The following is a 532-nucleotide window of genomic DNA, read 5'->3' as shown; positions in this document are numbered from 1 at the left end:
CGGGGGATGACGGTACCGGAAGAATAAGCACCGGCTAACTACGTGCCAGCAGCCGCGGTAATACGTAGGGTGCGAGCGTTAATCGGAATTACTGGGCGTAAAGCGTGCGCAGGCGGTTTGCTAAGACCGATGTGAAATCCCCGGGCTCAACCTGGGAACTGCATTGGTGACTGGCAGGCTAGAGTATGGCAGAGGGGGGTAGAATTCCACGTGTAGCAGTGAAATGCGTAGAGATGTGGAGGAATACCGATGGCGAAGGCAGCCCCCTGGGCCAATACTGACGCTCATGCACGAAAGCGTGGGGAGCAAACAGGATTAGATACCCTGGTAGTCCACGCCCTAAACGATGTCAACTAGTTGTTGGGGATTCATTTCCTTAGTAACGTAGCTAACGCGTGAAGTTGACCGCCTGGGGAGTACGGTCGCAAGATTAAAACTCAAAGGAATTGACGGGGACCCGCACAAGCGGTGGATGATGTGGATTAATTCGATGCAACGCGAAAAACCTTACCTACCCTTGACATGGTCGGAA

Annotated in this window: 1 rRNA gene; it reads left to right on the top strand. The window is 53.4% G+C overall.

What is annotated here, in order from left to right:
- Window positions 1-532: ribosomal RNA gene (locus tag H3O04_RS35665) — 16S ribosomal RNA — on the top strand; the annotation flags it as partial.

Origin of the sequence: Burkholderia sp. KCJ3K979 (assembly GCF_016759955.1) — a bacterium.
Classification (GTDB): domain Bacteria; phylum Pseudomonadota; class Gammaproteobacteria; order Burkholderiales; family Burkholderiaceae; genus Burkholderia; species Burkholderia orbicola.
Note: the sequence above shows the minus strand (reverse complement) of the source record. Positions and strands in the feature narration are given on the sequence as shown.